The 21,735-nt window shown below is 57.0% G+C and carries 16 protein-coding genes; 10 read left to right on the forward strand and 6 right to left on the reverse strand.

Going from position 1 to position 21,735, the window contains the following annotated elements; all coding sequences use genetic code 11:
• Positions 1-385: 385 nt before the first annotated feature.
• Complete coding sequence (locus AKL27_RS02935) at positions 386-676, forward strand: hypothetical protein (RefSeq protein WP_157056766.1); 291 nt, start codon at positions 386-388, stop codon at positions 674-676.
• Positions 677-711: 35 nt separating this feature from the next.
• On the opposite strand, the gene AKL27_RS02940 is transcribed toward AKL27_RS02935, so the two are convergent.
• Positions 712-1,239 (reverse strand): hypothetical protein, encoded by a 528-nt coding sequence (locus AKL27_RS02940; RefSeq protein WP_157056767.1) that lies wholly within the window; start codon positions 1,237-1,239, stop codon positions 712-714.
• Between the two features lie 41 nt (positions 1,240-1,280).
• Between AKL27_RS02940 and AKL27_RS27510 the strand changes: the two genes are divergently transcribed.
• The 5 genes from AKL27_RS27510 to AKL27_RS02955 all read left to right on the forward strand — a co-directional run bounded on the left by AKL27_RS27510 (position 1,281) and on the right by AKL27_RS02955 (position 6,927).
• Positions 1,281-1,487, forward strand: coding sequence for a hypothetical protein (locus AKL27_RS27510; RefSeq protein WP_157056768.1), 207 nt, complete (start codon positions 1,281-1,283; stop codon positions 1,485-1,487).
• Between the two features lie 34 nt (positions 1,488-1,521).
• Positions 1,522-1,686 (forward strand): hypothetical protein, encoded by a 165-nt coding sequence (locus AKL27_RS27515; protein WP_157056769.1) that lies wholly within the window; start codon positions 1,522-1,524, stop codon positions 1,684-1,686.
• Between the two features lie 246 nt (positions 1,687-1,932).
• Positions 1,933-4,098, forward strand: coding sequence for a type I secretion system permease/ATPase (locus AKL27_RS02945; protein WP_050461250.1), 2,166 nt, complete (start codon positions 1,933-1,935; stop codon positions 4,096-4,098).
• Positions 4,095-5,438 carry an HlyD family type I secretion periplasmic adaptor subunit gene (locus tag AKL27_RS02950; protein WP_050461252.1) on the forward strand — a complete coding sequence of 448 codons (1,344 nt, stop codon included), beginning with the start codon at positions 4,095-4,097 and terminating at the stop codon, positions 5,436-5,438. Before AKL27_RS02945 ends, AKL27_RS02950 begins: the two co-directional genes overlap by 4 nt.
• Entirely contained in the window at positions 5,428-6,927 is a 1,500-nt protein-coding gene (locus tag AKL27_RS02955) for a TolC family protein (protein WP_050461253.1), read from the forward strand. The genes AKL27_RS02950 and AKL27_RS02955 overlap by 11 nt, the downstream gene beginning before the upstream one ends.
• A gap of 58 nt (positions 6,928-6,985) precedes the next feature.
• Here the strand turns inward: AKL27_RS02955 and AKL27_RS02960 are convergent, their stop codons facing one another.
• Positions 6,986-11,065: a YhdP family protein gene (locus AKL27_RS02960; RefSeq protein ID WP_232310882.1), complete on the reverse strand. Its 4,080-nt coding sequence runs from the start codon at positions 11,063-11,065 to the stop codon at positions 6,986-6,988.
• A 272-nt stretch (positions 11,066-11,337) separates the two neighbouring features.
• On the opposite strand from AKL27_RS02960, the gene glnE reads away from it, so the two are divergent.
• Positions 11,338-14,052: a bifunctional [glutamate--ammonia ligase]-adenylyl-L-tyrosine phosphorylase/[glutamate--ammonia-ligase] adenylyltransferase gene (gene glnE / locus AKL27_RS02965; RefSeq protein ID WP_050461257.1), complete on the forward strand. Its 2,715-nt coding sequence runs from the start codon at positions 11,338-11,340 to the stop codon at positions 14,050-14,052.
• Between the two features lie 17 nt (positions 14,053-14,069).
• Here glnE and AKL27_RS02970 read toward each other — a convergent pair whose 3' ends face one another.
• From AKL27_RS02970 to tkt, 4 genes are all read right to left on the reverse strand, one after another.
• The gene (locus AKL27_RS02970; protein WP_050461258.1) at positions 14,070-14,816 is read right to left on the reverse strand and encodes a class I SAM-dependent methyltransferase; all 747 of its coding nucleotides are present in this window, start codon (positions 14,814-14,816) and stop codon (positions 14,070-14,072) included.
• Positions 14,817-15,075: 259 nt separating this feature from the next.
• Positions 15,076-15,651, reverse strand: coding sequence for a hypothetical protein (locus AKL27_RS02975; protein WP_050461259.1), 576 nt, complete (start codon positions 15,649-15,651; stop codon positions 15,076-15,078).
• Between the two features lie 186 nt (positions 15,652-15,837).
• Positions 15,838-16,848 (reverse strand): type I glyceraldehyde-3-phosphate dehydrogenase, encoded by a 1,011-nt coding sequence (gene gap, locus AKL27_RS02980; RefSeq protein WP_050461260.1) that lies wholly within the window; start codon positions 16,846-16,848, stop codon positions 15,838-15,840.
• Positions 16,849-16,905: 57 nt separating this feature from the next.
• A complete protein-coding gene (gene tkt, locus AKL27_RS02985) occupies positions 16,906-18,900 on the reverse strand; it encodes a transketolase (protein WP_050461261.1) in 1,995 nt (664 codons plus the stop codon).
• 226 nt (positions 18,901-19,126) lie between these two features.
• On the opposite strand from tkt, the gene AKL27_RS02990 reads away from it, so the two are divergent.
• The 3 genes from AKL27_RS02990 (at position 19,127) to AKL27_RS03000 (ending at position 21,694) form a co-directional block, all read left to right on the forward strand.
• Positions 19,127-19,852: a 16S rRNA (uracil(1498)-N(3))-methyltransferase gene (locus AKL27_RS02990; protein WP_050461264.1), complete on the forward strand. Its 726-nt coding sequence runs from the start codon at positions 19,127-19,129 to the stop codon at positions 19,850-19,852.
• A 226-nt stretch (positions 19,853-20,078) separates the two neighbouring features.
• Complete coding sequence (locus tag AKL27_RS02995; protein WP_050461265.1) at positions 20,079-20,498, forward strand: YidB family protein; 420 nt, start codon at positions 20,079-20,081, stop codon at positions 20,496-20,498.
• Positions 20,499-20,716: 218 nt separating this feature from the next.
• Positions 20,717-21,694 carry a bifunctional riboflavin kinase/FAD synthetase gene (locus AKL27_RS03000; protein ID WP_050461268.1) on the forward strand — a complete coding sequence of 326 codons (978 nt, stop codon included), beginning with the start codon at positions 20,717-20,719 and terminating at the stop codon, positions 21,692-21,694.
• The last annotated feature ends 41 nt before the right edge of the window (positions 21,695-21,735 follow it).

Raw genomic sequence — 21,735 nt, forward strand, 5'->3', positions numbered from 1 at the left:
TCGCGATTCTTTCATCCCCTCGGCTTGCCAGATAAAGAACCTGTCAATATTCACCATCTTCCGGATTTCATTCATCAATCTTCGACCATGAAAACATTTTTTCTTTGATTCCTTGGCCTGCCTGTCGCGCTATTTCTGGCGGCACTTGTCATTGGCGTTTCGGTGAGTTTCTGTAACGCACGTCAGAATTCCCCGATATTCGACCCCGTCACATTTGATTTGTCTGGCTACCGGCCTGATGGCACATCAGAAAAAAATCCTGAATGTATTTTTATGTACCGACAAGATATTGGGGAGATTTTTCTGTGGGATACGAAAAGAGAAAAGATGATTTTTTTCTTTGACCTTTGACCTGTCTAATTTCGAGACGTTGGAAAAAGAAAAGATGAAAGATAGCGTGCGTGTTCTCGTTACAAGATCAGTTGGTTATAACAAGAAAATAGCGTGGTATTTAAAAGAAATAGAGTCCAGACCCCCCCATGAAGTTTCTTTGGGCATGACAATTTTCAATGGCAAAGTAGTTGGGACGTGGGATCAGTACATTTATTATCTTTTCAAAGGATTTGATAACGAAGATATCGTCGTGCAGTCCATTCCTGCACTTCATGGCCCAGGTATTTTTCGTGCCTTCAGAAAAATAAATTCCAGCATCGAAATCAGGTTTTCGTTCACCTAGAGAACTTTCTGAAATTCCGGAGATTGATAAGAAGGTCACCTCTTATATTCGAAGCTTGCAAATCCCCCCGGCATCATCCACCCGCCTGAAATAAAAGGCGCTTTGTCCACCGCAATGCACCGGAAGACGTGGATACCTACGTTAGATGTCACAATATGCATCTTCTTGATCAGCAAGCCCCCTCGGGTGAACAACGACTCAGCATGACACCCGACATGCAGGCGAAAATTCACGTACACTACCTCCGCAGCAAGCTGCCGCAATGGCGGAAAATACAACACAAGATGCGGCAGTTGATCCTGAGTTTCAAAGCCGATGAGGCAGCGTTGCAGTTGAATGCAGGTGCCTCTTCTGTCGGCCAGCCGTAGTCCGACCTCTCGCCCTCCACACACAGCCAGCAACCGGACATTCCTCTGCGCAGCCAACATCGCCGTCGCGTACAAGATCGCATCACGTCGAGCAGCATCATCAAATCCAGAAATCAAGAAACATTCATCTAGAAAAATAGCGATAGTTTTCGCGATTTTTCCATCGAGTCGGTTTATCAACGGAAGAGCATGCAAATATTCATCCTCTTCCGGATTTCACTCATCAATCTTCGACCATGAAAACATTTTTTCTTTGGTTCATTGGCCTGCCTGTCGCACTATTTCTGGCGGCACTTTTGATTGGCGTTTCGGTGAGTTTCTATAACGCACGCCAGAATTCACCGACGTTCGACCCGGTTACATTTGATTTATCTGGCTACCAGCCTGACGGCACATCAAAAAAAAATCCTGACCATATGTTTTATGTGCCGGCATCTTCCTAACAGACAAGCCACCTCGTGCAAACAAGTTTTCTGCATGACACCTGACATGCAGGCGGAGATTCACGTGCGCTACACCCGCAGCAAGCTGCCACAGTGGCGGGAAATACAACATAACTTACGAAATCTGATCTTGAGTTTCAACGCCGATGAATCGGCGTTGCAGTTTAACGCCGACGCGCCTTTTGTCGACCAGCCGTAGTTTGACGCTCTCTTTTTTTCACCTCGAAAGGATATGCCATGCCCGAACAACTAACTTTAAGCCAACTAACCTCATATAGAGACCGCATTAAAACAGGAGGACTGCCCGCGACTGCAATGTGGTCGCGGCCAAGACCTGCATGAAAAGCAACGTGGCCGCTACCGCAGCCCGTTGTAGTTGCATCTTCATCCATCCACTATCAACAACACTTCTTGCAAGCTGCCGGTAGCGCCGGCAGCATCACCCATGATCAATACCGATACCGGATTGCAGTGCCTGATCCTGATGGCCAGACTGCATGGCATCAGTGCCGACGCGACACAGTTGCGCCACCAATTTGGCAGTGCCACGTTTACCTCGGAAACAGTGCTGCTGGCGGCAAAAAAACTAGGATTGACAGCCAAGCGCGTGCAGCAACATCCCACACGGCTGGCGCGAGCGCCATTGCCGGCGATCGGTATTGACAAGAGCGGTGCTTATTTTGTGCTGGGCAAAATCGACAGCACGCCAGAGTCACTCCAGGTACTGATACAACGACCGGGGCAGCCCCCCGAAATTCTCGCCCTCGATAGTTTCATGACCCTGTGGAACGGCCAGTTGATCTTTTTCACCAGTAAAGCCAGCTTTGCCGGCGCCATGTCCAGATTCGACTTTACCTGGTTCATTCCGGCCGTCATCAAATATCGTAAAACGCTGGGCGAAATATTACTGATTTCGTTTGTGTTGCAAATCATTGCGCTGGTGACCCCCATGTTTTTTCAGGTGGTCATGGACAAGGTATTGGTGCATCACTCCTTGAAAACCCTGAATGTGATCGGCATCGGCCTGATAGCGGCGATTCTGTTCGAGGTCGTGCTGAGCGCCATTCGCAGTGCGGCGCTCGCCAATACCAGCAGCAAGATCGACGTCGAACTGGGCACCCGGCTGTTCGGACATTTATTGCACTTGCCCTTGAGTTATTTTCAAGCGCGCCGGGTGGGCGACTCGGTCGCGCGCGTGCGCGAACTGGAAAATATCCGCGCATTTCTGACCAGCAATGCCATGACGCTGGTGTTGGACATATTGTTTTCGTTCGTATTTTTCGCGGTCATGCTGTGGTACAGCCCGACCCTGACGTTGATTGTGGCGCTGTCGATTCCGCTCTATCTGGCGCTGTCGCTGGCATTCACTCCGCTACTGCGGGCCAGGCTCAACGACAAATTCAACAAGAGCGCAGAAAATCAGTCGTTCCTGGTCGAAACAATAAGCGGTATGGATACGCTCAAGGCCATGGCCGTGGAACCGCGCTGGCAGCGGACATGGGACAGGCAACTGGCAGCCTATGTGAGTGCCGGTCTGTCGACCACCAACATCGGTCTGGTCGCCAATGGCGGCATCAGTCTGGTGGGCAAACTGACCACTGCAGTCATCATGTGGCTGGGCGCCTTGCAGGTGATCGACAACCAGATGACCGTGGGCGAACTGGTGGCATTCAACATGTTGGCAGGCCAGGTGGCATCGCCCATTCTGCGGCTGGCGCAGTTGTGGAATGATTTTCAGCAAGTCGGCATTTCGATGAGCCGGCTGGGCGACATTCTGAATGCCAACACCGAGGTTGCAGGCAATAAAACACGTATGCCACGCGTGACCGGCGCGATTGAATTCGACCGCGTGTCATTTCGTTATCGTCCTGACGCACCGGAAGTGATTCGCGCTCTGCAATGCAAGATTTCAGCGGGAGAAATCATCGGCATCGTCGGTCGTTCGGGTTCAGGCAAAAGCACGCTGACCAAGCTGGTGCAACGACTCTACATACCGGATCGCGGCCGCGTCATGATCGATGGCCAGGATATCGCGATCATCGATACAGCCTCGCTGCGCCACCAAATCGGCATCGTGTTGCAAGAGAATCTTCTGTTTTCGCGCTCGATTCGAGACAACATTGCGCTGTCCGATCCGGCGCTGCCGATCGAGCGCATCATTGAGGCCGCCAAACTGGCAGGCGCGCATGCATTCATTTGCGAGCTGCCGGAGGGGTACGACACGCAGGTGGGTGAAAACGGCACCGGTCTGTCCGGCGGGCAACGTCAGCGCATCGCCATCGCCCGGGCCCTGATTACCAATCCGCGCATTTTGATTTTCGATGAAGCCACCAGTGCACTGGATTACGAATCAGAAAAGATCATTCAGGACAACATGCGACAGATTTGCACTGGTCGCACGGTTCTCATCATCGCCCATCGCCTGAGTGCCGTGCGCGATGCCCATCGTATCATCGTCATGGAGCGCGGACAAATCGCCGAGACCGGCAGTCATGATGAACTGCTGCAAAATGGCGATGGCATTTATCATCATCTGTACCACTTGCAAAGCACGCAACGACACATCCCCGCGGGTGCCGGCGCCCCTGCACCTGCGGGGATGACGCCATGAGCATGCGCCACCGCCTGCAAGCCGCCATTGGACTGCTGCACCGCTACCACGCAGTTTTTTTTCATTTCTGGACCAGACGCCATGCGATGCGGACCGACTTCTTCAACAAACAAGAAGCCGAATTCCTGCCTGCCGGCCTGGCCCTGCAAGAGACCCCCGGCTCGCCTTCCTTGCGCTGGACCGCACGCATATTGATGGCACTGGTCGTGTGCACGTTGCTGTGGTCCGTCTTTGGCAAGGTTGATATTGTTGTCAATGCAAGCGGAAAAATCATCCTCACGGCACGCACCAAAACCATTGCAGCCATTGATGTTGCCAGCGTGCGGGCACTGCACGTGACCGAAGGTCAACGCGTGCGTGCCGGCGAGGTGCTGATCGAACTTGATTCCAGCAGCAGCGATGCCGAACATGACAAAGCCATGGAGAGTGTGACGCAAGCAAGGTTGCAAGTAGCGCGCGCGACATCGATGAATGCTGCCGTAGATCGCCTGCAATTGCCGGCATTACCTCCGGTGGCAGGCGCCAGCAAAGAACAATGGAACGCCGCCAGACAGCATCTGGAAGGCCTGTATCGCGATTTTCACGCCAGGCTGAAACGACTCGACGGCGAAGTCACGCGCTACACCAGAGCGCTGCCGCTGGTGGCGCAACAGGCCGATGACTTTGCCGCATTGGTACAGGATCGTTCAGTATCGCAGCACGCCTGGCTCGACAAAGAACAGGCCAGAATAAATCTGGAAGGTCTGTTGCTGGACGTAAAAAATCAACGTGCAGCGCTGCTCGCGCAAACCCGCAAAGAAGCCCATGATGCGATCACCGAAGGTAACCGCATCATTGCTGCCAGCGCGCAAGATCAGCGTCGTGCAGGAGAACGCAGCAGATTACTGAAACTGGTGGCGCCGGTGGACGGCACGGTGCAACAGTTGACGGTGCATACCGTCGGCGGTGTGGTACCTGCTGCACAACCGCTGATGCAAATTGTGCCGCAAGAAAACATCGTTGAAGTCGAGGCATTTCTCAAAAACAAGGATGTCGGTTTCATCAGCATTGCTCAGGAGGCCAGGGTCAAGATCGATGCATTCGACTACACCAGATACGGTACCGTCAATGGGAGCGTCAAACATGTTTCGCAAGATGCCATGGAAGATGAACAGCAGGGTCTGATGTACTCTGCCAATATCATGCTCGACAACAGCGACATCGTGATCGATGGCAAGACAGTGCCCCTGACGGCGGGCATGGCGGTCAATGTCGAAATAAAAACGGGGACCCGGCGCATCATCGCGTATGTGCTTTCGCCATTGATGCGGCATCAGCGGGAAGCGCTTCATGAACGTTGATTCCCCTTTGACATACTGCCGGTATTGGCTGATCGCGATACTGTTGAGTGCGGCGATCAGCGCCAGCAGCAATGTCCGGGCGAGCGACTGGGCCGACTTGTTGACTACGCCTTTTGCCGATCCCTTGCTGGCAAGGCCGCCACAACTGGAGCAAGCGACAGTCTTGCCCGGTGATACACAAGCGGCCAGTTGCGCTGCCGACATGCACGACCATCTTGACCACGGCCAGCCGCTCACCTTGTCCGTCGCCGTCGATCTGGCCTTGTGCCATCATCCGGAGGTGCAAGGTGCGTGGGCATCCATCAAGATACAGGCCGCGCAAGTGGGCGCTGCAAGAGCCTCCTATCTGCCGGCGCTCAACATGGGGATGAGCCGGTCGCGCCAAAAAATCGCGTATCCGCAATCGCACTCTTCGGGCAATTCGGATCACACCAGCGACTCCCGCTACCTCACGCTGACGTGGCGTTTGCTCGACTTCGGTACGCGCGGTGCCAATCGCCGTGCGGCCGATGCCTCACTGGAAGCGGCATTGGCCAGCCATGATGCAGTACTGCAAAAAATCCTGGCGCATGTCATTGGTGCCTACTTCGACGCTCAAACCGCGAAAGCGGATCACGATGCCAAAGAAAAAAGCGAAACCCTGGCGCAACATACCTGGGAGACTGCCCGCAAGCGCGAAGCGCGCGGCGCCGGCGCCCGGACCGATACTTTGCAGGCCAGAACCGCACATGCCAAAGCGGAATTGGAAAGCAGCCGCGCTGTTGGCCGATACCGGAAATCGTTGTCGGTTCTGGTCACTGCCTTGGGCTTTCCTGTGCAATCGCCAGCCGCCCAACGCCTGATCCTGGCGCCCGATTATGTCGATGCGAAAAGTGCGCTGCGTCATGATCTGAGCGCTTGGCTGACGCTGGCACAGGACCGGCATCCGGCGTTGCTGGCGATGCGCGCGCAGTTGGCCTCGGCGCGGGAGAATCTGACTGCCGCGCGTGCCGAAGGTTTGCCGACACTGGACTTTACAGGCAGCCGTTACGTCAACGGCCGCCCCGGTCAAAGTGCGTCTTCGGTGCATTCAAAAGAATCGGTGGTCGGACTGGCACTCAACATTCCATTGTTCGATGGTTTCGCGAGTACCTACAAAGTGCGCGCAGCACAAGCCCGGATCGAAAAGAAAAAAACGGAAGTACGGGAAACCGAAAATCAGATATTGAGCGAAATCGCCAAGGCGCATGCTGATGCCGTGGCCGCGTTGCGTAATCTGGACACGTCCAAAAAACTGATCGAGGCAGCTCAGGATGCATTGGAGACCGTACGGCGCAAGTACGACCGGGGTATCGCAGATATTCTCGACATGCTCAACGTGCAGCTGGCACTGGCAGACGCGCAGCAAGAACGGATCAGAAGTTTGTCAGAGTGGCGTTCCGCCCGCCTGCAACTGCTGGCCAATACCGGGGTGATCGGGCGCAATGATGTCCGGGCCCCGCAGCAGTGACGTTCCGTCAGCAACATTCAGTGCGCCTGCAACCGCGCCGTGAAACAACCGGCAGCGCTTATTTGTCGGACTTGCCATTGTCTTGAACGCCGGCATCCGTGCCGCTGTGCTCTTGCTTGACGACCACCGGATCACTCCATGACCCGGTCACATTGTATTCAAAGGTCAGCGACTTCATCAGCGGGTTGCGCAAAAACAGTTGCGCCAGGAAAGTGCCGACGCCGACCACCGGATTGATTGCCAATGCGACCACCGACGCTGTTCCCAGATTGAATTCGGGAATGACCACCAGATGCAGGTTTTGCGATTCACGGGCGATATCGGCTGAGCCGTTCATCAATACCGAGGCCGTGACGCCGCTCATTTTCAGATTGTCGGTACTGGCGATACCTTGCGAAACGGACGCCGTACCAACGATATTGTCAAAGGCAAAACCTTCCGAGAACACATCGCGGAAGTCGAACATCAGACGCCGTGGCAAGGCTTGCAGGTTCAGCACTCCCAACAGTTTGGCCGCGCCCGGATCAACCTTGAGAAATTGGCCGTTGTGGATATCCATGTGAATCTGTCCCGACAGCGTCGGGATATCCATGGAGAACGGCAAACCGCGCCAGCTGACATCGCCATCGAGCTTGCCCTTGCCGCCCTTGACTACACCCGGAAAGCCGAACCGGTCCAACAGCTTGCCGGCATCAGTGATATCCAGTGCGTACGTCAAATTCGAGGTATTGCTGTTGCCGAACGCCATCCAGTTGCCGGCTGCCTTGAACTCGGCATCGGGATTGACCAGCGACAAGCGGTTGATGCGCCATTCCCGGCCCACGCTGACGCCGACGTTGTTGGCATTGAGTTCCAGGCGTCCGAGTTTCTTGCCGAACAATTGAAAATCTTCCGCCACGATGTCGAGCGCCGGAATCTGGGTCGTGGTGCCATTGCCTTCCAGAATGTCACCGACATCGGCCGCCGCGCTTTGCGGGATATTCAGCGCCGCCAGACGCGCCGTCACCTTGCCCAGACCACGGCCACGGTTGGGTTCGTTCCAGGTGGCATAACCCGATATCTGCGCCGAATCGATATTGACCTGCCAGGTGCGCCGCTGATGCGAGGCACCGAACACGACGTTGTTGAGTTTCTTGCCCATGACGATCAGATCGGTCGCCCTGACCGTCAGCGCATCCGGTTCCAGATAGGCATTCAGTCCCGAGGCAGCGCCGCCTTCGCTGCTGTCAGCCTCGCCCACTACGGCTGAGCGGAAGCTGACCCATTCATCGACATTGGCAGTTTTGGCATTGACGGCCACCATCAACCCGCTGTCGGGCAGCGGCGCCGGTTGCTCGATCCCGATACCGCCGCGGGTAACCCGCCAGTCGGCTTGCCGTCCCGGCGCTTTTTGCCGCTGATAACGCGCGGCCAGCACCGACCCGAGCGATAACTTGAGTTCATCTCGTTCGACCAACGGATCATCGCTGGCCAGACCGAGCAGTTCGAACTTGAGCGGCAGGTTTTCACTCGCCGTCTTGCCCAGCGGTGCCGGCAAATTCAACGCCAGTCCCTGCAAACCGGATTCCACGATGATTTCAGGCTGGTGTCCCTTGACGCTGATCGTGGCGTTATACCGCGTGCTACCGCTGAGTTTTTCCAGCAAGCGTTGCAACACCGGTTCGCTGTAGTTCTTGCGCAACCCCTCAGCCGACATGCCGCCATCCACCTTGACCAGCGTCGAACCATCCCGTTGCGTGCCGCCGGCAATATTGGCCCACTCGCCCAGGAACTGGCCCTTGAGACCGTTCAGATTAAAACCCTTTTGATCGAATTCGAGTTTGCCGCTGGTCTTGTAGATGGTGGGCAGCCCGTTCAGCAACATGACGTCATTGTTCAGGAATTGCAGATTGCCATCGACCTTGGCATCGATCATGTGGTGCAGCGGCAGTTGAAATTTCAATTGCAGTTTGCCGTTGCCGGTGGCTTTGGTGACTTCGGTAAAATTGCCGATCCAATGCGCCACCGGACTGTCGCTCACGTATTGCAGGAAATCCTGCATGGCGCCGGCAGCGCTGCCTTCGATTTCCAGCACGGACTCATGCGCCAGCAAATCGGGAATGACGGCGCTCACATCCTTGACGGCAACACCGTGCGTCTTGCCGCTCTCGGCCTTGATTTCAAGTCGCGAGCGGTTGATGGCAAGCGTGCCCTTGGCTTCTTGCAGCAACGGCCATTCCGGCGATTTGCCGTCCAGCGCAAAATGCGACGGCGAATAGTTCATCGTCAAGCCATCGAACTTGCCATTGAGGCTGAACTCGCCACGCGGCTTATCGCCCGGCTTGAGCGGTTGAAACGGGAAATCGGCGAGATCGCCTTTGAGCACCACGTCGGCATCGTGCAATTGACCATTCACCAGCGCATTGCTTACCCAGTCGCGCACCAGCACCGGCGTTTGCGCCGGCAAATAACGTCCGACCTTCTTGAAGTCCAGTACATTCAGGCGGCCCTTCATGTCGATGGCGCCGACCGATTTCCCTTGCAGCGGAATCAGATGGGTCCCGCTCAGCGAGCCGGCCAGTCCATCCTGCGCGAAGTCCATGTTCTCGATCTGAAACAGCAATTGCTGGTCTTTCTGAAAGGTCCAGCGGGCATTCATGTTGAGTTTATCGACCGCAATGTCGGGATCGGAAAAATAGGCCGACAAGCGGAATACGGCGTCGGTGGTTGCCAGTCCCAGCGTGCCGCCCTTTTCATTGGCGTCGATCTGTCCGCTCAGGTTGGCAAACCCCGGAATCGCCGGTGCCGCGGCATGCAACTTGTCCTGCGCCGGCCGTCGTGCCTGTGCCTTCATGCCGAGACCGGTGAAGCTGCCGCGAATCTGATAAGCCGCCACATCCGGGTAACTGCCTTGCCATTGCACACTGAAGTCTTTCAACTGGCCGCGCGGCGCCAGATCACTGAGCAACTGCCGCTGCGATGCGGTCAGCGGCAAGCGGGCAGCCAGACTGGACAAGGTTTCCAGATCGAGAAAACGGGCTTGCACCCGCATTTTTTCTTGTTGCAACTTGGTCGCCGGCTCAAAACGCTCGCTGATGGTGGTGGCCGGCAGCAGGAAACCATCATCGGTTTGCAGCGAAAAGTCGGTCAGCGTCACGGCATGGCCGTTGGCCCCAAATGTGGGTACGCCGTCTTGCGGCGTCGCTCCCATTGCTTCGCTGGCAGACACGCGACCGTTGACTTGCTTCAATTGCAACGGTTCCAGTCCCTTGCCCAGCCGCGCCGACAAATCCGACAAGTGCAGATCGGCGGTGAAATTGGCGACCTTGGCGTGATCCAGGTCCAGCCATGCACGCACCGAGCCCCGGCCCTGGGCGATGTCGATCGGGTAATCGAAATAGGCCTTCCAGACGCTCAGGTCGGTATCGCGCAAATCGGTATAAAGCGTACCTTTCCAGCGTGAAACATCGGAGATGCTGGAGGCAAAGCTGGGATGATAAAAACTGGCGCGAATATCCACCGGGGCGGCAAAGGCTGCCGGAGGTGTGGCCTTGAGGGCGAATTGATGCTTGCGCCAGTTATTGTGCAATACCAGCGTGACATCATTGAGGGCCAGTTCCGGTGCCTTGCGCAAATCATCGCGCCAGCGGATCTTGCCGTTTCTGATGACGATTTCGCGTTGCGACAATACCCAGTCAGCCCCGGCACCGCTGTGCCCGCCGTTATCGACCGCCAGGCCGGCCACAAACAGTTTGCCGGCGGCATTGCGCTGAATTGCCAGATCGGGATTGTCGATGGTCAGATTTTCGAACCGCAGATTGCCGACCAGCAATGTACTCCATGACAACGTGGCCGACACGTGCGGCAGGCTCAGCGCCGGTTGTCCGGCCTGATCGTGGATCACCACATCGGTCAGCGCCAGTTGCGGCCGCAGGCCGCTCCAGGACGTGGCGATGGCCGCCATGGTGACCGGCCGCCCCACTGCCCGTGAAGCAATCTGTTCAATTTCAGGCTTGTAGTGATCCACCTCTGGCAGAATCACGTAGCGCAACATCAGGAACAAGGCGCAGAATAGAAAATAGCCGACTACCAGCAATTTGAAGGTAATCGCCAGCACGCAGCGGGTGGCCCGGTTGGCGTGATAAAACGTGTCTCGCATTACTCGCCAGCAAGCCGCAAAGCGGGCGGTCGTGGTCGAGGCGTTTTTTTGATCTGCGGACATCAAGGGCAAGAATAAAAACTCAATGTAGAATAAAACAAACGGATGACATCATCGCATGGAAGCGCTCTTTTGACCTAATTGCGGACCCTGTTAACACTTATAAGACGCCTGAACTGGCATTTGATTCGCGCCCGGCAATCCCGCTTGCCGCCGCTGCCGATGCCAGTCGCAGACAGCGCCATCTCATTCAACCCAACCTGACGATCTCTGTGACTCATTCCCTCCTCAACAGTGCTGCCGCTTCCCGCTACTTTTCCCGCTGGACCAATTCCGATCCGAAACGCGCCGGACTGGTAAAACAGTCGGCAGTACAGCCGCTGGACCGGGATTTCTTTGTCCGGGCGATACAAACGGAAACCGCAGGCGGCGCCACGCTCAATGCCGCCATGCGGCGCTTGCGCAATCTGGTGATCTGCACCCTGATCGAACGCGACCTGAGCGGTCTGGCCGATCTGGCAGAAGTGGTCAGGACCATGAGCGATTTTGCCGATTTCGCGGTACAAGAACATTTGCGCGCGCTGATGCTGGATCTGACCGCGGTGCACGGCCAGCCGATTGGCGAAGAGTCCGGCGACGTGCAGGAAATGATCGTGCTGGGCATGGGCAAACTCGGTGGCGGTGAGCTGAATGTGTCTTCCGACATCGATCTGATCTTCGTTTATCCGGAAGACGGCGATACCCGCGCCGGGCTGCCCGAGCAGCGTTCATTGTCGAATCACGAATTTTTCACCCGGCTCGGAAAAAAGCTGATCGCCGCGCTGGCCGAAATTACCGAAGACGGCTTCACCTTCCGCGTCGATATGGCGCTGCGCCCCAACGGCGGCTCCGGCACATTGGTCGCCAGTTTCAATATGGTGGAGGAGTATCTGATACGGCAAGGCCGCGAATGGGAGCGCTATGCCTGGACCAAGGCCCGCGCCCTGACCGGCAAGGAGCATGACATTGCGGCGCTGGAGTCGATCAGCCGGCCGTTCATTTACCGGCGCTATCTGGATTACGGCTCCATTGATGCACTGCGTTCAATGCACGGCCAGATTCGCGCTGAGGTGAAACGGCAGGAAGCATTGCATCCGGAACGCAGCAATAACGTCAAACTGGGACGCGGCGGCATTCGCGAAGTCGAATTCGTGAGCCAGGTATTCCAACTGATTCGCGGTGGCCGCGAGACCGATCTGCGCGATCGCTCGACCCGCACCACCTTGCGCACGCTGGCCGAAAAGAATCTGCTGACGCCGGAAGTGGTCGAACAATTGCTGAGTGCCTATACCTTCCTGCGCAATCTGGAACATCGCTTGCAATATCTGGACGATGCCCAGACCCACACCTTGCCGGTCAGCGACAGCGACCGCCTGCTCGTAGCCAACATGATGGGTTACCGCGAAACCGCTGCGCTGCTGGCCGCGCTCGAAGAACACCGGCGTATCGTGGCGCTGCAATTCGACACCATCTTCAACGACAAGCAAGCCGACGAAGACAGTGATGGCAAGGAACTGTGCGAACTGAATGAACACGACAATCTGGAATCGATCACGTCGGTACTGCACGCACTGGGCTTCGAAGAAGTGGCGACCGCCTCGCAACGCTTGCTGCTGACCTGGCAATCGCCGCGCCTGCAATCGCTGCCGGAAGCCAGCCGCGTGCGTCTGACGGCCTTGATCAATGCGGCGTTGCCGATCATCGGTCGCATGCCGCAAGGCCGGCTGGCAACACTCGGGCGCCTGCTCGATTTTCTCGAAGCCATCGCCCGTCGCGCTGCCTACCTGGCGCTGCTGACCGAATACCCGCATGCACTGACGCGCCTGATCCGCATGATCGCCGCCAGCGACTGGGCCGCCAAGTATCTGACCCAGCATCCGATCTTGCTGGATGAATTGCTGGACGACCGTACCCTCAAGGCGCCCGCCGACTGGCCCGCCTTTGCACTGGATTGCCAGCGCCAGCTCGATACCGCGCCGGGCGATACCGAACGCCAGATGGATATCTTGCGCGAAATGCACCATGCGCAATTGTTCCGCTTGCTGGCGCAGGATCTGGAAGGCGATCTGAGCGTCGAGCGGCTGGCCGATTACCTGTCGGCACTGGCCGACATTCTGGTGGCCGCCACCGTTCAGGCGGTCTGGCAAACCATCGCCAACCGTCATCGCGAAATACCGCAATTTGCGGTGATCGCCTATGGCAAGCTGGGCGGCAAGGAACTCGGTTATGTCTCCGACCTGGACGTGGTGTTTCTGTACGAGGACGACGATCAGGAAGCCCCCGGTTTGTACGCCAAACTGGCACAGCGCTTCATCACCTGGATGACGGCCCTGACGCCGGCCGGCAACCTGTTCGACATCGATATCGCCTTGCGTCCGGATGGCGCCAGCGGTTTGCTGGTGTCGTCCTTCGCCACCTTTGAAAAGTATCAGTTGAATTCGGCCTGGCTGTGGGAACACCAGGCCCTGACGCGGGCCCGTTTCTGCGCCGGCGACAGCGCCATCGGCGTACGCTTTGAAGCCTTGCGCGAGAAGGTATTGCGGCAGCAGCGCGATCCGCACAAGCTGAAAGACGAAGTGCTGACGATGCGCAAGAAAATGCAGGAGGCGCATCCCAACCGCAGCATGCTGTTCGATCTGAAGCACGATGCCGGCGGCATGATCGACATCGAATTCATCGTGCAATTTCTGGTGTTGCGCTACGCCCCGGAATACGAACAACTGACGGCCGATATCGGCAATATCGCCTTGCTGAAATTATGCGGCGAGCTGGGCCTGATCGATGCCGAACTGGCAGCCGACGTGGCCAATGCCTATCGGGTGTTCCGCAAATTGCAGCATCAGATTCGCTTGCAGGGTGAAGAACGTGCGCGCACCGAAGTCGAACGCGTATCGAAGGAAGCCGGCAGTGTGCGGCGTTTGTGGGCCAAGACCTTTGCCATCGTCTGAGCGACGTCAATACCGGCTCAGACGATGGCCGCCGGGGTGGCTGGATCAGGTTTGACCGCCACCAGATTGATCAGGGTTTCTTCATGCCCCGGCTTGGGAGCGATTTTCAACAAGCGCTCCATCAATCCCAGATCGGAGCGGCTCCACCACAGATACGGATAAGAGATCGCCTGCGGCGCCACCTGAAAGCCGGCACTGCGCACCAGCGCCAGATACTGGTCTGCCGTCTTTTGTACTTGCATCGGATGCCGGAACAGCAAGCGGATCATCCATGAATCGATGTAACGCTTGGTAGATTCGGCGAACAGCAAGATGCCACCCGGCCGGAGCACCCGGAAAAATTCCTGAATCGCCTGCTCCTGCTCGATCAGATGGTGAAAGGTCTGGTGACAAAACAGCAAATCGACACTGTTATCGTCCAGCGTCAGCGCCGAGCTCGAACACTGGATGAATTCGGCCGCGATCCCCGCAGCCTGCACTTCGCGCGCCGACGCGGCCAGCATGTCGGCATCGATATCCATCCCGATCAGCCGTTGCGGCGCAAAACGCTGATGCAGTTTCGGCAGTGAGCGCCCCCAGCCGCAGCCGACGTCCGCCACTACCGGATAGCTGTCACGGCGCGCCGCAATCAGTGGCTCCAGATCGCGAAATGCCCGCTCCAGCACGTGTACAGTCCAGGTATGCGTTTGCAGAAACCAGATACCGAAAGCCGTTTCCGGCACATGCGGCGGTAATTCTTGCGACTTGAGAAGGGGGGCATTCATACGGTAGATGGCAACGGAAACAGCGTGCATGATGCACCGCATTGTCGTGAAATGCAAAAATGCCGGGCAGACCGGGAGTCATTGGATCGGCAGTCGCTGGTTTGCATGCCGCTATTGCAGAATGAATGCGACTTGTCGGTCGCACCGCATATCGGTTGGCAGCCGCCGACATGAAAACAGGCCCGGCAGAATCTGCGGGCCTGTGACGGCGGCATCCGCAGATACCGGGGAAGATGGCAAATACGCCGGATGCAAGCGATCAATAGCGGTCTTTGCGCGGTGCGTCATCGCGGCTGGCAGATTTGCTGTTGCGGTCGCTGCCGGCGCTATCCTTGTCCTTGCTGCTGTCCTTGTCGCGATTGCGGGCCGAACGGCTGCTGTCTTTATCCTTATCCTTGCCGCTGTCGCGGTCGCGGTTGCGGCTTTCCCTGCTGTCTTTATCCTTGCTGCCGTCCTTATCCTTGTCTTTCCTGGCAGACTTGTCGTCCTTGCCGCCCTCTTTGGTGGCGGCATCGGCTTCTGCCTCATCCTTCACCGGAGTCGGCATGGCGGTCTGGATATTCTTGGCCGCCATGTATTCATGCATTTCTTTCCAGCCGGTGAACATGCCGGCCTTCTGGCTCTCCGGATTGCGCTGAAAGCAGTCTTCCAGCGTCTGTCCCGCCTGGCGGCATCCGGCACCGAGCGCAATGCCTTCGGCACGCGCCTCTTCCGGCGTCTGCCTGGGCTTGCCAAAGCTGCCGATATAATCGCAACCGCCGAGTCCGAAACTCAGGCCGAGGACGGCGATGATATTGACGCAAGTGGCGCGCATGCTGGATGACGTTGATGACATTTGATCCCTCAATGATCAGTTGGACGATGGCGATAGCGCTAAAAACACAAAAGGCCGTCGCAAAACCAGGTTTTGCAACAGCCTCTCGATGATTTATCGATCAGGCCCTGACATTTTCCAAGACATCGCCTGCAACGCATGCGATGAAAAGAAGCAGATTTGGGCCAGATCAATCGCAAATGACGATTATTTTGCTGCCATCAGCGCCACGGTCGTGTCCAGCATACGGTTGGAGAAGCCCCATTCGTTGTCGTACCACGAAGCGACCTTGACCAGACGACCGGAAACCTTGGTCAATGGCGAGTCCACATTCGAGGAAGCCGGATTGTGGTTGAAGTCGACCGACACCAGCGGTTCAGTCTGATAGGTCAGGATACCCTTCAATGCGCCTTCGGATGCTTCCTTGAGGATGCTGTTGACTTCTTCCACGGTAGTATCGCGCGCGGCGATGAACGTCAGGTCAACCACCGATACGTTGATGGTCGGCACGCGGATGGCGTAACCGTCGAGCTTGCCGTTCAGTTCCGGCAATACCAGACCGACCGCGGCAGCAGCGCCGGTCTTGGTCGGGATCATGCTCATGGTGGCGGAACGGGCGCGGCGCAGATCTTCGTGATAGACGTCGGTCAGCACCTGATCGTTGGTGTAGGCATGGACTGTCGTCATCAGACCGTTGACCAGACCGATCTTGTCGTTCAGCGGCTTGACCAGCGGTGCCAGGCAGTTGGTGGTGCACGATGCGTTGGAAATCACGGTATCGCTTGCCTTGAGCACGTCATGGTTGACGCCGAACACGACTGTCGCATCCACATCCTTGCCGCCCGGTGCGGAAATGATCACCTTCTTGGCGCCGCCCTTGATGTGGGCGCCGGCCTTTTCCTTGGTGGTGAAGAAGCCGGTGCATTCCAGCACGACATCAACGCCCAGTTCGCCCCATGGCAGTTCTGCCGGGTTGCGTTGTGCCAGTACCTTGATGCGGTCGCCATTGACTACGATCGAATCACCATCGACCACCACCGTGCCAGGGAACTTGCCGTGGGCAGTATCGTATTGCGTCAGATGCGCATTGGTTTTCGGATCGCCGAGGTCGTTGATGGCAACGATCTCGATGTCGTGTTTCTTGCCACCTTCATAATGCGCACGAAGGATGTTGCGGCCGATGCGGCCATAGCCATTGATTGCAACGCGGATAGTCATGTTTTCTCCGATGGTAGTGATAAAAAAAGCTGTATGCGTTTATTCGCAGCCGGCTGATCAGGCGAGGACCAGCTTGACCTTGTTCACCACGTTTTCCACGGTGAAGCCGAAGTGCTTGAACAAAACGCCGGCAGGTGCCGATTCGCCGAATGTATCAATCCCGATCACGGCGCCTTCCAGACCCACATATTTGTACCAGAATGCTGTCACGCCGGCTTCAATCGCCACGCGCGGCACGCCGTGCTGCAGAACGCCGGCCTTGTAGGCTGCATCCTGACGATCAAACACATCGGTGCTTGGCATCGACACCACGCGCACAGCAATGCCTTGCGCTGTCAGTTCGTCGGCCGCTTTCACTGCCAGTTCGATTTCGGAACCGGTGGCGATCAGGATGACCTTGGCATCCTTGGCGTCCTTGAGAATATAGCCACCGCGACGCACGCCATCGATCTGTGCCGGCGTACGTTCCTGATATGGCAGGTTCTGACGCGAGAAGATCAGGGTGCTCGGACCATCCGCCCGCTTGACGGCCTGCTCCCACGCAATCGCCGATTCCACGGTATCGCACGGGCGCCAGTTGTCCAGATTCGGGATCAGGCGCAGGCTCGACACGTGTTCCACCGATTGATGGGTCGGACCATCTTCGCCGAGGCCGATCGAGTCATGCGTGAACACGAACAGTGAACGGATTTTCATCAGTGCCGCCATGCGCAATGCATTGCGGCTGTAATCGGAGAATGTCAGGAAGGTCGCGCCGAACGGGATATAACCGCCGTGCAGGGCAATACCGTTCATGATCGCGCTCATGCCGAATTCGCGCACACCGTAGTTGATGTGATTACCAGCCTGATCGGCGCGCACCGCAACCGACTCTTTCCAGTTGGTCAGGTTGGAACCGGTCAGATCGGCCGAGCCGCCGAGGAATTCAGGCAACACTTGTGCATAAGCCTGAATCGCATTCTGGCTGGCTTTGCGGGTAGCAATGTTTTCTTTCTTTTCGACCGTAGCGGCAAGATATGCCTGCACGGTCTGATCAAACGTTGCCGGCAAATCACCCTTGATGCGGCGCGCCAGTTCGGCGGCTTGCTCTGGATACTTGGACTGATAGCTCTGGAACAGCTTGTTCCAGTCGCCTTCGAGCTGCTTGCCCTGCTCCTTGGCATCCCATGCCGAATAAATGTCGGCAGGAATTTCAAACGGTGCCGAAGTCCAGCCCAGCGCTTCACGCACGGCCGCGATTTCCTTGTCGCCCAATGCCGCGCCGTGCACCTTGTCGGTACCAGCCAGATTTGGCGAACCCTTGCCGATCACGGTCTTGCAGCAGATCAGGGTCGGCTTGTCGGCCAGCTTGGCCTGGTGAATGGCCGCATTGACGGCTTCCACACTGTGACCGTCGACCGCCGGAATCACGTTCCAGCCATACGACTCGAAACGCTTCGGGGTATCGTCCTTGAACCAGCCTTCGACATGACCGTCGATGGAAATGCCGTTGTCGTCGTACAGCACGATCAGCTTGGACAAGCGCAGCGTGCCGGCGAGCGAACAGGCTTCGTGGGAAATACCTTCCATCAGGCAACCGTCGCCGACGAACGCGTAAGTGTAGTGATCGACCACTGCCAGATCAGGCTTGTTGAATTCCGCTGCCAGCAGTTTTTCTGCCAGCGCCATGCCGACCGCGTTGGTCACGCCCTGACCCAATGGGCCGGTAGTGGTTTCGATACCCGGTGTAATGTGGACTTCCGGATGGCCGGCAGTCTTGGAGTGCAATTGGCGGAAGTTCTTGATTTCATCCATCGACAGGTCGTAACCGGTCAGATGCAGCAACGCGTAGTGCAACATCGAACCATGTCCGTTTGACAACACGAAGCGATCACGGTTGCTCCACTGCGGATTGGCCGGATTGTGGCGATAGTGCTTGGCCCACAATGCAACAGCGATTTCCGCCATTCCCATCGGCATGCCTGGGTGCCCTGAATTTGCTTTTTGTACTGCATCCATTGCCAAAGCGCGGATTGCGTTGGCCATCTTGTCGGTTGGGAGTGTGGAAGTCATGTCGGTGTCAAAGAGTTGCAGAGTTGCGGCCGGAGAAGTTGCGATCAGACAACAATGCGCCCAGTCTTCGGCCTACTATTACAGAGCCAAGTATTTTACCAGAGAGCGCGCTGAAGAATTAAAATCTGAAATCGCCGGGAAGGCCCAAAATCTCTGGCAGCGGCTAATCGCAGACGATCATCGGACGCTCTTGCCGCTTGCTGTCATCTGTATCAGGATATTCATCATGCCGCGCTTTTATTGTCCGGATGCCATGACCATTGGCATGGAACTCGCGTTACCGGAGCAGGTTTCGCATCACATTCAGGTATTGCGCCTGCAACCCGGTGCAGCGGTCACGCTGTTCAATGGTGCCGGCGGCGAATACACCGCCAGCATTACCCGGCTCGAAAAAAAACGGGTTCACGTTGAACTGAAAACATTCTCCGCCCGCGAAGCCGAGTTGCCCTATGCCCTCATGCTGGCGCAGGCATTGCCGGAAGCCGGCAAGATGGACTGGATCATCGAGAAGTCCGTGGAGCTGGGCGTTACCGCCATCCAGCCGCTGTCTGCCCAGCGTTGCGTGGTCAGGCTCAACAGCGAGCGCGCAGAGAAAAAGCAATTGCACTGGCAAGGCATCATCAACGCCGCAGCCGAACAAAGCGGCCGCAACCGGCTGGCGCAACTGGCGCCACTCAATGATTTCAATAGCTGGATTGCCCAGAGCGATTTGCACAAACGCGTGCTGTTGTCGCCGCGCGCGCAGCAACCGCTGTCCGATTGGGCGCGGCATCAGCCGGCACAGGCGGTGGGCCTGATGGTCGGCCCGGAAGGCGGCTTTACCGAAGCCGAAGAAAATCTGGCGGTCGCCAACGGCGCACTGATGCTGTCAATGGGGCCGCGCATTTTACGGACTGAAACCGCTGGCCTGAGTGCCATGGCGGCACTCAATGCGATTTGGGGCGAGATGTGAGCGCCCAAAGGTAATCGAGAAGGTGATCATCAAATGATGGACATCGATATCGACAATCTGCTGCCGGAAAACATGCTTTTTAAATAACATTTGTACAACTTTCCTGATTCCCGATATATTGCTGATGGCGGCATTGCAATCCTCGCAAATAGCCGTACAGCAACGGTTTCCCCCCCTTGCAGCAACCACTCGCGTTGCTGCAAATCATCTTACTCAGGAGAATGCAATGGGCTTACTCGACAGCGTACTTGGCGCACTGAATCAACAGGGCGGCAACGATCCCAAAGCGGCGCTGATTCAAGCCGCGTTATCCATGCTGAACAATTCCGGTGGCGGTCTGGGCGGCTTGCTCAGCAACCTGCAAAATGCCGGCCTCGGCCACATTGCCGATTCATGGGTCGGCACCGGTGAAAACAAACCGATTTCCGGCGATCAGGTGCAGCAGGCCATCGGCGAAGACAAACTGAGCGAACTGGCACAGGCTGCCGGTCTGTCGCAAGTTGATACGGCCGGACATCTGGCGCAGATTCTGCCGGGCCTGGTGGACAAACTGACTCCCGCCGGCAAGGTGCCGGAAGCAGGCAGCGACCTGTCCTCTGAACTGGGCGGGCTGCTGAGCGGCTTGCTGGGCTCTTCACGCGCCTGAACACCACCGCGCACTGCAACACGCTATCCGGCCGTTGCCGTCGTTTCGACGACCGCAACGGCCGGATCAGCATCAACACCGCAAACATGTCAAAACAGTCAACTATTGCCACACCCGGATCAGCCGGACGAATTTGATTGGCACGGCAATACAAGGAAACTTCCCGAAAGCATCTATAATGGGAGGTTTTTGCGACAGAACCACTTTCCTCTTCTTCCATGAAGGTATTTCGCGGACTTCCCAATGCTGAATCGCGCGCCCCGTGCGCCTTGACGATCGGCAACTTCGACGGCGTGCACCGTGGCCACCAGGCGCTGCTGGCGCAAGTGCGCGAGGCCGCCTCACGCCTCGGCCTCGACGCGGCGGTCATGACCTTCGAGCCTCATCCGCGTGAATTCTTTGCGCAACGCGCCGGCATGCCCGAAAAGGCACCGCAACGCATTGCCAATCTGCGCGACAAGTTGCAGTCACTGGCCAACGCCGGTATCGACCGCGTCATCGTCGAACATTTCAGCAGCAATTTCGCGGGACTGTCGCCACAAGACTTCATCGAAAAAATCCTGCTGCAAGGATTGCATGTGCGCTGGCTGCTGGTCGGCGAAGATTTCTGCTTCGGCGCCAAGCGCGCCGGCAATATCGCCACCCTGATCGAAGCCGGCAAGAAATATGGCTTTGAAGTGCACACCATGCCGAATGTGAACAATCAGGGCGTGCGCATCTCCTCGTCATCAGTGCGCACCGCACTGGCCGCCGGCGATTTTGAGCATGCCCGGCAATTGCTGGGACATCCGTATGCCATCTCGGGACATGTCATCCACGGCAAAAAGCTCGGTCGCAGCATCGGCTTTCCGACACTGAACATGCGCGTTGGCCACAAACGTCCTGCCCTGAGCGGCATCTTTGTAGTGCAGGTACACGGTCTGGGGCCGCAACCGCTGCCGGCGGTCGCCAGTCTCGGCGTGCGTCCTACCGTGGATGACAGCGGCCGCGTGCTGCTCGAAACGCATGTATTCGACTTCAACCAACACTGTTACGGCAAACTGCTGCGCATTGAATTTCTCAAGAAATTGCGCGACGAAGAAAAGTACGTCGATTTGCCGACACTGACCGCCGCCATCGAACGCGACGCCGTCAACGCCCGCGCCTACTTTACCGAACAGGCGAGTTTCGCCATTTCTGCAACAGATCGAATTTGACGCTGGTCAACCCTGATTGCCGGCCGGTACTCCCGGCCTCT

Origin of the sequence: Herbaspirillum autotrophicum (assembly GCF_001189915.1) — a bacterium.
GTDB classification, from domain to species: Bacteria; Pseudomonadota; Gammaproteobacteria; order Burkholderiales; family Burkholderiaceae_D; genus Herbaspirillum; species Herbaspirillum autotrophicum.

Bases quoted from the DNA above. Each gene is read 5' to 3' on its own strand.
- AKL27_RS02935 (WP_157056766.1), top strand. From the start codon at position 386: ATGAAAGATAGCGTGCGTGTTCTCGTTACAAGATCAGTTGGTTATAAC.
- AKL27_RS27510 (WP_157056768.1), top strand. From the start codon at position 1,281: ATGAAAACATTTTTTCTTTGGTTCATTGGCCTGCCTGTCGCACTATTT.
- AKL27_RS27515 (WP_157056769.1), top strand. From the start codon at position 1,522: ATGACACCTGACATGCAGGCGGAGATTCACGTGCGCTACACCCGCAGC.
- AKL27_RS02945 (WP_050461250.1), top strand. From the start codon at position 1,933: ATGATCAATACCGATACCGGATTGCAGTGCCTGATCCTGATGGCCAGA.
- AKL27_RS02950 (WP_050461252.1), top strand. From the start codon at position 4,095: ATGAGCATGCGCCACCGCCTGCAAGCCGCCATTGGACTGCTGCACCGC.
- AKL27_RS02955 (WP_050461253.1), top strand. From the start codon at position 5,428: ATGAACGTTGATTCCCCTTTGACATACTGCCGGTATTGGCTGATCGCG.
- AKL27_RS02960 (WP_232310882.1), bottom strand. From the start codon at position 11,065: ATGCGAGACACGTTTTATCACGCCAACCGGGCCACCCGCTGCGTGCTG.
- AKL27_RS02970 (WP_050461258.1), bottom strand. From the start codon at position 14,816: ATGAATGCCCCCCTTCTCAAGTCGCAAGAATTACCGCCGCATGTGCCG.
- AKL27_RS02975 (WP_050461259.1), bottom strand. From the start codon at position 15,651: ATGTCATCAACGTCATCCAGCATGCGCGCCACTTGCGTCAATATCATC.
- gap (WP_050461260.1), bottom strand. From the start codon at position 16,848: ATGACTATCCGCGTTGCAATCAATGGCTATGGCCGCATCGGCCGCAAC.
- tkt (WP_050461261.1), bottom strand. From the start codon at position 18,900: ATGACTTCCACACTCCCAACCGACAAGATGGCCAACGCAATCCGCGCT.
- AKL27_RS02990 (WP_050461264.1), top strand. From the start codon at position 19,127: ATGCCGCGCTTTTATTGTCCGGATGCCATGACCATTGGCATGGAACTC.
- AKL27_RS02995 (WP_050461265.1), top strand. From the start codon at position 20,079: ATGGGCTTACTCGACAGCGTACTTGGCGCACTGAATCAACAGGGCGGC.
- AKL27_RS03000 (WP_050461268.1), top strand. From the start codon at position 20,717: ATGAAGGTATTTCGCGGACTTCCCAATGCTGAATCGCGCGCCCCGTGC.